At 36.7% G+C, this 10,067-nt stretch carries 6 protein-coding genes; 3 read left to right on the top strand and 3 right to left on the bottom strand.

From position 1 onward, the window contains the following. Both QZN27_RS07040 and QZN27_RS07035 read left to right on the top strand, forming a co-directional pair. On the top strand, positions 1–858 hold an 858-nt coding region (locus tag QZN27_RS07040), incomplete at its 5' end, for a hypothetical protein (RefSeq protein ID WP_296785633.1). Then, entirely contained in the window at positions 830–1,147 is a 318-nt protein-coding gene (locus QZN27_RS07035) for a hypothetical protein (protein WP_296785630.1), read from the top strand. The genes QZN27_RS07040 and QZN27_RS07035, both read left to right, overlap by 29 nt. A gap of 6 nt (positions 1,148–1,153) precedes the next feature. On the opposite strand, the gene QZN27_RS07030 is transcribed toward QZN27_RS07035, so the two are convergent. After that, positions 1,154–2,251 (bottom strand): NAD-binding protein, encoded by a 1,098-nt coding sequence (locus QZN27_RS07030; protein ID WP_296785628.1) that lies wholly within the window; start codon positions 2,249–2,251, stop codon positions 1,154–1,156. 190 nt (positions 2,252–2,441) lie between these two features. On the opposite strand from QZN27_RS07030, the gene QZN27_RS07025 reads away from it, so the two are divergent. Beyond that, entirely contained in the window at positions 2,442–3,320 is an 879-nt protein-coding gene (locus tag QZN27_RS07025; protein WP_296785626.1) for an aldo/keto reductase, read from the top strand. A gap of 26 nt (positions 3,321–3,346) precedes the next feature. Here the strand turns inward: QZN27_RS07025 and QZN27_RS07020 are convergent, their stop codons facing one another. Together QZN27_RS07020 and QZN27_RS07015 are read right to left on the bottom strand one after the other, a co-directional pair. Further along, on the bottom strand, positions 3,347–5,026 hold the full coding sequence (locus tag QZN27_RS07020; protein WP_296785624.1) for an MATE family efflux transporter: 1,680 nt from the start codon (positions 5,024–5,026) through the stop codon (positions 3,347–3,349). A 15-nt stretch (positions 5,027–5,041) separates the two neighbouring features. Then, on the bottom strand, positions 5,042–10,067 hold a 5,026-nt coding region (locus QZN27_RS07015), incomplete at its 5' end, for a non-ribosomal peptide synthetase (protein WP_296785622.1).

The raw sequence follows: 10,067 nt of genomic DNA, 5'->3' as shown, positions 1-10,067 counted from the left end.
GTTGAAGGGGTTAAGGTGGCATTTAAAGTTTATAAAAACAATAAATATAGGACCTACTGGGCAACTACCGATTCCAAGGGTGTTGCAAAATTGAAGAAAAATCTTAAGGCAGGATCATATAAGGTAGTAACCTCCGTTAAGAAAAGCAAGAATTTGAAGGCCAAAAAGTCAAAGGCAAAATTGACCATCAAAGAGACAGCTGAAATGGGATGCAGTTCCCTATTTTTGCAGGTTGGCAAATTCGAGTCAGTTGCCGCTTTCAGAAGGGATGCGACAAATGCCAAATTGCTGCACATTGTCAAATATAAAATAAACGGAAAGGCTGCAATAAAGCAATATAAGACCAACAGCTACTTTTTCCATCTTGTGACAACAGCAGACGGCTGGATGTTTGGAACTGGAGGGGCGGACAATCCTACCGTTAATCATGCTATAGAAAAGCTTGCAGGCAAAATAGTCAAGTTAGGCAAAATCAAAAGATCAGACCTCAGAAAAATTCAAAGTTATGAAAGAAGATTGTCTCTTGGTCATTTTTCAATCAAGGCTCCAAATGGAGAGTATGGTCTTGTCTGGAGTGGCAGTATCATTAAAGGTAAATTAAAAGCGGGGGAGTTTATTGATGTTCCTAATATCAGGTCCTCTTTCAGGCATGGAAATTGGGCAAAAGTTTCTAAAAAGCCTGCAACTGCTGCAATCAAGGCGGCAGCAACCGATTCATATGGGGTCAACAGAAGGGATGTAACAGCATTCCATTGGAAAGCAACAACAAAAGAGGGCAAAACGACTTCCACTTTAAAGGTTTATGTTGCAAACGATAACGGTCGTCTGATTGGAAGAACACAAGTTTGGAAGCATTGACAAGTTAATCAAGACACAAACCAAGGTCAACGCTCCAAAACTGACCAAAATTCAAAATGAATCTAAAACTTTTGATATAACCGTTAAGGATAAGAAAACCAAAAAGCCAATCAAAAATCTAAAGCTCAAGTTAAAAATTGGCAAAAAGGTTTATACAATCAAAACAAACTCTAAAGGAGTTGCGAAATTCAATACTAAATCATTGGATGTGGGCACTTATAATGTTGTAATCTACTCAGGCAATGATAAGTATTATGTATCTGCTAAAAGTACAATTAAAATAACTTAATTGTACTTATTTAATTTCTTTTGATGTGATTTTAGCTATTTCTTCATTTGTCAAGTTCACACCGATTATTTCTTCCTGCTTTTCTAGATCTTTCAGCAATTTATCGAATGCTGTTTGGTCAGGGCCTGAAATGAAATGGGAGTGCACGGTATTCACGGTTTTATATAAGTTTTCCAATGCCTGCCTTTGGTCATCATGGCTGTTTAAATAATTTTGGTATCGTTTTCCGTCATGCAATTTCATCGCCTTGACTTCACGTGTCAATGGTGTTTCAATTCCTGGAAGGTGGTAGTCTATGGTTTCCAATGTGCAGCCATGCTTTGCAATTATCTTGAATTCGTCATATATCTCATCAACAGTGTGTTTTACAGTAACTCTTAAGATATGTGGCCTTGCGGATTCGTAGTACAGGTCTTCTCCTCCAATTATTTCTGGAGACACTATCTTGTCGGCCCCTGCTTTTTTGAGTCTTTTGATGTTGTCAAGTTTGCTTGCTCTTGTGACAATCCATGCATCGGGATTTGTTTCCCTGATTGTCAATACGATATATAGATTGTTCACGTCATCTCCGGTACATATTATGACGCTTCTGCATTTATCACCCGCCAGTTTTGCTATAAGGTCATCTTCAATTGCATCTTCATTAATGATGATTAAGTTATCGGTTTCTTTAAGGGATTCGCATTTGTCCTTGTCCTTATCTATCACAATCACGTTCTGATTTCTTTCAAGCAGCTCTTCAAGAACCACTTTTCCAACTCTTCCTAAACCGCAAATAATATAATAATCCTTCATTACTTCAATGGCTTTCATTTTTTTGGCTCCTTGTGAATATTCACTCATTTTTTCCTGGAAATTTGCTAAAATAATATTAAATACATAAGCAAGTAATGCGACTCCTCCAATTGCCAGGGTGGTTGCAAATATCTTTTGAATTCCTGTAGATGGAAGATAGTCTCCGTATCCTACTGTGGTCATTGTAATGGTTGCATAGTATATTGAGTCAAACCAATTCAATTTCATTATATGATGTGTACCGACGATTCCATAAACGAATAGGCCCACTATAAAAATAAGGCCGTTGTCTATGTATCTTGTTGGCATTTTCGTTAAGATTTTAAATGTTATTTTTCGCATATGACTTTTCCTAAACTTAATATAATTATATTTGTACTGTAAGGTATTTTAACATTATGATGTTCAATTTGCACTTGAAGAGCCGTTTTTTCATATAATTTAATATATTCAAGCTTTAAATTATATAACATAAAAGAATTATTCAAAAGGGGCATGCATGGAATTTAAGAAACTAAACAATAATGAAAAATTGCCTTTTGTAAGCTATGGCGTTTATGAGATTAAACCTAAGAAGACAAAGGAAGCAGTTCTTAATGCTTTGGAAACTGGTTACAGGGCAATAGATGGTGCACAGGTATATTACAATGAAAAGGAAGTGGGTGAGGCAATTAAGGAATCATCAATCCCTCGGGAAGAGATATATTTGACCAGCAAGAATTGGGTCAGCAATTCCGGATATGACAAAACAATAAAAGCCGTCAATAGAACCTTAAAAGATTTGCAAACTGATTATCTTGATTTGTTACTTATTCATGAGCCTTTTGGTGATTATTATGGTTCATACAGGGCACTGCAGGATTTGCAAAAAGAGGGAACCGTATTGTCCATTGGTGTTTCAAATTTTAATTCCACACGTTTGGTTGACTTGACCATGAATTTCGATATAGTTCCTCAGGTCAATCAGGTTGAAACAACCCCATATTTCCAGCAATATGAAGCTAATAAGGTTATGGGCAAGTTGGGTGTGGCCCATCAAAGTTGGGGGCCCCTTTCTGAAGGATTGAACAATCTATTCAAAAATCCTATTCTTTCAGAAATAGCAGAAAAATATGATAAGAGTACCGTGCAGATAATATTGCGATGGTTGGTGGACAGGGACATTCCATTTTCATGCAGGTCACTCAAAACAAAAAGAATGGAACAAAACATAGATATATTTGATTTTAAATTGAATAAGAAAGATATTAAAAAAATAAAAGAGTTGGATTTGGGTAAAAGCCCTATCCTTGATATTGAAGATCCTGAAACTGCAGAGGAATTCAATTCCGAGATAATAAAATATGATAAATCAAGGTTCTCTTTTAATCTCTTTTAATCTTGAAAGTGTAATGTAAAAGCTATTTAGCTTTTATCCATCACATATTCAATGGTATTGAATCCTAAAACCTCTGCATATTTAAGGAGACCTTCTGGGAAGTTTTGTTTAATGTGTTCAAGATTTTCCTTTTCCCCGTCGTATTTGATGTCAATGTGGATGTTGTCGTCATAGTCTATGACTAACACTTCCACATAGGTATCGTGAGGATTTGTGTCGAAAATAATGTCAAAAATTTTGCTGGTATTGTTGTAGAATTCATCATCGGCATTCAGGTTTTTCAAATGGTTTAAACAATTTTCTCTTTCTTTTAAGTCGTTGTCTGTTAAAACAAAGTTTTTTGTTTTTGAAACCAGGTCCTTTTCAATGAAGAAGAGTCCGCTGTATTTAGGCTCTCTTCTTTGGATTGCCTTGACGAAAATCACGATTAGTCCCATACTAATCATTGCACCTACACCGAATCCTAACCATATTCCATTTGTTCCGATTATGTTATACAATATGAAGATTGAAGCTAATGGAAGTAGGAGAGTGTAGAGAACTGAAATTGATCCTGAAAGTATTGGCCTTTCGATTGCTTCGTAATAGAACACTAGCAGGTTTGGAAGCACTGACATGATGAAGAAGAATGAGTAAAGTCTGAGTGCATTAATCACGAAGTCTGCAATGTCTGTTCTGTTGAAGTTGTAAAGTGCCAAGAATCCTTGAGGCCATATCCAGAGTACTGCCATCATTATTATTGCACATGAGCCTGTGATAAGTAGTGAATTCTTTACTAGATGATTGAGATTTATGTAATCGTGCTTTGCATAGTATATTGGAACGATTGATGTTAGTGTTTCTGAAACTCCAACATCAATAATGCTTGCAATCACTAATGCATCCATACAAACCATGTATGTGGTCAGTCCGAGATCTCCTATGGTTGCAACCAGGAAAATGTTAAGGATATAAACAAACACCACATCAAAAAAGCCGACACTTGCACCAGGGAATCCTATTTTAATCATTTCCCATGTGCTTTTAAGGAAAGTTTTGATTTCAAGTGCCTTTCTAACGAATCTGAATGTTCTTTTAGGGTTGCGGATGTATATTATGCAGATAAGAAGTCCTATGGTATATCCTATAAATGAAGCGAGTGAAGCTGAAGACATGCCCATGCCTGATGATAGGAAATAATAATCCAATGCGATATTAATTAGATTTGCAATTATTATTACAGCTGATGCAAATTTTGCCTGGCCGTCCACACGAATGTATTGGCTAAGTATTCCAACTATTGTTGATACGACAAAACATCCATATAGATATGTTGAATATTGGATTACAAGAGATTTTGTAGCTGCTGTTGAACCTAAAGCAGTAGCTAATTCGTTAATAAACAATAAACTAATTATTGCAAATATCGATGAAACGATAAATGACACAACCATTGATGTTGTAAAGAAGATATTGCTCTCTTCGACTTTAAATTCGGCTTTTTTATTTAAAGCAATAATTTGCCCTCCAAGTCCAAACAACCATTCCAAAACTGTTGCAAGCAATATCATAGGCTCTAAAAGGTCAATTGCTGCAACGGCATGTTTACCAATAAATGTGCCTACAAAAAATGAATCGACAACAGAACTTATGTTCAGTGCCATTACTATAAGCAGTGTTGGCAATAACAATTCCTTAAATTTACTATCTGCAATTTTAAAATTCATTTCGCTTCACCTTGTTCAATCAAAATAATTTACTTCATTTAAATATTTAATTACTCTTTCAAGATAATCTTTATCACATTCAGGCCATTCAAATCCTAATGAATCGAGAATTTCTAGGGTTTGGTCTAGACTGACGATTTCACCATAATCACTTTCCATATCCTCTTCGTCAAAGTCAAAATCACTGATGCTTAAATCTGCAGTAATGAGTCCCTGAATGTTTTCATCCATATTCTGTTCGTAGATTTCTATGAACTCTTCAGGACTTACCTCATCAATAGTGTATCCAAATGAACTCAATGTATCGAATATGTCACGATTTGGTATTAGCTTGTCGCTCACTGCATGGAATACAATTGATTCTTTCGGTGTTTTTGCAAGGGCAAGTGTCGCCTTTGCAACATAGTCTATCGGACTTAATTCAACAAGATCCTCTGACATTGCAGGTATTGTCGCCTTCAAATTTTTGATTGCTTTGATGTTGTTTAGGAAAGCGTTGGTGTCAAAGTTTTTCTGGAAGGTTCCGTCAGAGTAACGTCCCATGAGGTTTCCTACCCTTATTATTTTCACGTTAAGTCCGGACAATGCTTTTTCAAGCACCATTCTTTCTGCCAAGAACTTACTGTTAAGGTACTTGTTGGACAAGTCTTGTCCCCAGTATAGCGTTCTTTCATCGCAATGGATGTCTTCAAGGTCGGTATCTTCTGTAAATTCATCTAAAACACTGGTGGTTGAAATTTGGACATAAGTTATGTTGTTTGCTTCAGCAAATTCAAGTCCATTAACTACTCCATCAACATTCACTCTGAATATGTAATCGTCGTGAGTGTAGTGTTTTACGATAGCTGCACAGTTGATTATTGTGTCAATTGGTTGATTTTCCAGCTTTTTGAAGTCATCCAAGCTGGTGATGTCTCCTTCACTTAGAATTATTCTTGTTCCGATGAGGTCACTAAGGTCTTCATCGAAGTAATAGTCCATTAAATCCATTAAACGTTCTTCACAACTGTCGAATTGGCCTTTTCTCATCATACAGTAAATGGTTCCCTCTTCGTTTTTGAGGTATTCATATAATACATGAATTCCCATGAAACCGGTAACTCCGGTCAATAAAACATTGCCTAATTCCAGGTTTTTGCCTTTAGCGTAGCTTTCAAATGTATTCTTTTCAAGAAGGTTATTGATCATTGTGTAATCATAGTTTTCAATGATGTCAATATCTAAATCATCGGATATTTCATCTCCTGATAGGAAACTCGCTAATGCTCTTGGGGTTTGGTTTCTGAATATGTCATCATATTTCACGTTATAATCCTGCTTGAGCAGTTCTATAATAAGTTTGGATGCAATGAGTGAAGTTCCTCCTATTTCAAAGAAGTTGTCTTCTGCACCAACGATTTCGATATCTAAAATGGATGAGTATATTGCACATATTGTTTGTTCCAGTTTGTTTTTAGGAGCAACATAGTTCAATTCCAATTTAGGTTCAGGCAATGCTTTAACATCTGTTTTTCCGTTTGGTGTTTGAGGCATTTCTTCAATTTGCATGAATACTGTTGGAACCATATACTGGGTAAGCCTTTCGCCCAGGTATGCTTTAAGCTCATCTTTATTGATTTCCTCATCTGCTGTAAAGTAAGCACATAAGTGTTCGTTGTTTCTGATTTCCTTGATTACAACAACATTCTGTTTTATATTTGGGAAATTGGAGATGTTGGTTTCGATTTCTCCGATTTCTATTCTTAATCCTCTTAGTTTGATTTGGTTGTCGATTCTTCCTTTTATGTCTATGTCTCCGTCAGGAAGTGCTATTGCATAGTCTCCGCTTCTGTAGTATGGGATGTCATCAATAGTCAGGTATACCTCTTCGGTTTTGTCTGGCATGTTGTAGTATCCTTTTCCAACACCGACTCCTCCGATGTATAATTCTCCCATAACTCCCTGTGGCAGGAGCTTTCCATCGATATCCCTTACGTCGGTGACGTAGTTTCTTAATGCTTTTCCGATTGTGATGTTTTCCGGATCGGTTATTTCCTTGTAGTTGGAAGCTATTGTAATCTCTGTTGGTCCGTAACTGTTGTAGACCTTTGCATCGCAGTATTTCTTGACTCCGTTGAATGCTTTGGCTGAGAATTGCTCTCCTCCCATGACTATACATTTTGCACATCCGATTGCTTCACAGAACTCCTCAATCTCCAAGTAAGACAGCAATCTTGATGGTGTGAATTCCATCACTTCAGGTTTTTCGCGTTTTATTAATCTGATTAGCTCAACAATACTCTTTATCTCGTCGTCGTTGGCGAAAATGATTTTTATGCCGTTTGTGATTCCTGTCAGGATGTCTTCTAAGGAAGTGTCGAATGCGATTGTTGCAATGCTTAATAAATTATCGTATTCACATTTTGGATTTGCTTCTGTCTGATTGCATGCGTTTTCATGACTGATCATTACTCCTTTTGGATTTCCTGTTGAACCTGATGTGTAAATCATGTATGCCAAATCATCAGGAGTAAGTTCAATACTTGGGGTTTCAACATTGTCCTCTTCAAGCAATTCATTAATAGATATTGAATTTAGTGCAAGGCCATCTATATTGATTATGTAATCTGCTTGACTGTTTTCATATATGTACTCAATTCTTTCTTTTGGGAACTTTAAATCGAGTGGTATGAATGCACAACCTGCTTTTAATACACCGATTATTGAAGCAATCAGGTCACTAGTACGAGGAAGCATTATCAAAATGTTGCTTTTTGGCTTAACTCCCTTATTGATTAATGCATTTGCAATGCGATTTGCCTTATTGTTAAGTTCTTCATAGGTCAATGAATCATCACTTGCAACAAGTGCGATTTCATCAGCTTTTTCAGCCACTTGCGCTTCGAAACGTTTATGCAAGAAAGGATTGACAACTTCTTCAAATTCAGGTGGCAAGAAGTTAGGTGCAAGTTCTATTTCATTAAGTCTTAGTTTGTCCATGTCATTCACGAAGAATTGCACTAATGTGAATTTGATTGCATCCAGGAACATTTTAACATAATCCTCGGTATATATTTGGTCGTTATATTCAATAATTAGTCCAATCTTCTCTCCGTCATCATAGACATCTAAATTGATTTTATAATCTGTTGCGACAGTTCCGTCAAGCTCTTCCATGGCATATTCGTTTCCATCAAATTCCAGATTGTCTGTCTCAAATGCTCCGTGGTATGCATAGAAGAATTCAGGTTTCAATTGATATTCCTCTGACAGCTTGGTGTAAGGGTAATTGCTGTGTACTAAGGAGTCTTTCCAGGTCTTGTCAACCACTTTTATGAAGTCTTCAATTAGCATCTCCCTATTTTCGCTGTTAACCATGATTGGAATTGTTTTAACCAACATTCCTTGGGTGTTGTAGTAATTTGAATTGGACCTTCCATTGAAAATGGTTGTTATCAATGCCTTGTCTGAAAATGTGAATTTATTCAGTGCCAATATCGTTGCGCTCATGAATAATACGTTAGGACTTATGGAATGGTCTTGACAGAAGTATCTAACAAAGTTGGAATCGATTGAGTCTCCAATGAGTCTAATGGTGGCTTCCTCAGGATTTCCATTTAAGTTAGGAGTTAAAACGGTTGATTCAAATCCTTGAGCAAATTTATTTTTATAGTACTCTTTTGAAACCTCATTTTCACTAAGCTCCTCTTCAATTAGGCTGTAGGCAAATCCGTCCACGATTTCCTCATCGATTTCCTCGCCATTGTACATGTGGATAATGTCTTCGAAAAGAAGGTCTATTGAAACACCGTCTGTGATGATATGGTGAATGTCAAGGAACAGCACTGTCTCGGCCGGTGTCTTATAGATTTTAAACCTGAACAGCTGGTTGTCATCTAATGGAATGTAACTGACATCATTTTCAATCATCTCTTCATTGGTGATTGATTCAACTTCAACAATTTCAATTTCATCCATTTCTACATCATCACATTTTTTCTGTCTCAATTCTCCTTCAGGAGTGGTGACAATTCTTGTCTTGAGATATGGATGTGCCTCAATGGTATCGATTATGGCCTGTTTAAGCTTGAATGGGTCAACATCGCTGCTGAAATGTATGGCGGAAGGCATTGTATATTTGATTTCTTCTGTCTGCATACATTCGTAGTAAATACCTAACTGATTGGATGTTAATGGGAATAATTCCATTGTTTTTGAAGTCTCAACAATTTCTTTAATATCGATTTGTGCTTCAATGTTATTGTCGATTTTATCTGAAAGACTTTGGATTGTCGGATTGTTGAACAAATCAGTTATTTCAATGTTCACGTCAGTTTCATTATAGATTAGCGAATTCAATTTCATCAATGTCAATGAGGTGAATCCTAATGTGTATAAATCATCAGTGATACCAAATTCTTCGACGCTTGTGAGTGATGAAACGAGGTTGTATAGTTTTTTCTCGGTTTCAGTTTCAGGTTCGACCAAATCAAGTGCCAATGAAGGATCCGGCAATGCTTTCACATCTGTTTTTCCGTTTGGTGTTTGAGGTATTTCATCAAGTTGCATGAATACTGTCGGAACCATATACTTGGTTAACTTACTTTGCAGGTAGCGTTTCAATAGCTTGATGTCGATATCTTCTTCTGCAGTAAAGTAAGCGCATAAGTGGTCCGTGCTGTTCATTTCTTTAATTACAACCACTACATGCTTGATATTAGGGAATCTGGAGATATTTGCTTCGATTTCTCCGATTTCTATTCTTAATCCTCTTAGTTTGATCTGGTTGTCGATTCTTCCTTTTATGTCTATGTCTCCATCAGGAAGCTCTATTGCATAGTCTCCGCTTCTGTAGTATGGGATGTCATCAATGGTTAAGTATACCTCTTCGGTTTTGTCTGGCATGTTGTAGTATCCTTTTCCAACACCGACTCCTCCGATGTAGAGTTCTCCCATTACTCCTTGTGGCAGGAGCTTGCCGTCAATGTCTCTTACATCGGTGACGTAGTTTCTTAATGCTTTTCCGATTGTGATGTTTTCCGGATCGGTTATTTCCTTGTAG

The organism is uncultured Methanobrevibacter sp., assembly GCF_900316895.1.
Lineage (GTDB): Archaea > Methanobacteriota > Methanobacteria > Methanobacteriales > Methanobacteriaceae > Methanocatella.
Note: the sequence above shows the minus strand (reverse complement) of the source record. Positions and strands in the feature narration are given on the sequence as shown.